The organism is Bacillus sp. AF62 (assembly GCF_050312695.1).
Lineage (GTDB): Bacteria > Bacillota > Bacilli > Bacillales > Bacillaceae_G > Bacillus_A > Bacillus_A cereus.
The window spans coordinates 1-380 of the sequence record NZ_JBNPJZ010000262.1; the positions used below are offsets into that span (position 1 = coordinate 1).

The window sequence follows — 380 nt, forward strand, 5'->3', positions numbered from 1 at the left end:
TCTAACGTATACTTTCCTGGCACTAAGCTTTCGAATTTCACAACGCCGTCTTTATTCGTTGTTTTCGCTTCTCCAACTACTTGACCAGCTTCGTTCTTTAATTTAAATTCTGCACCCGCTAGAACTTTTCCACTCTCCGCATCTTTTTTGATTACTTGTAAGCTTCCTAGTTCTTTTGCATTTTCTATTTGTACTTCTACTACTTTGTTTGCTTCCACAACGACTTCAATTTCTTCTTTTAACAACTTATATCCTTGTGGTGCTTTCGTTTCTTTTAATGTGTATGTTCCTGGTTCTAATTTCTGAGAAATTACTTTACCAGTTTTATCTGTTCGTAACGTATCTACTTTTTTACCATCTTTATACACTTCGAATTCTGC

1 protein-coding gene is annotated in these 380 nt (G+C 35.3%); it reads right to left on the reverse strand.

Annotation, left to right across the window (positions count from 1 at the left end; genetic code table 11):
- The coding region (locus ACQRBL_RS32645) for an MSCRAMM family protein (protein WP_427736464.1) at nucleotides 1-380 on the reverse strand (380 nt) is incomplete at both ends.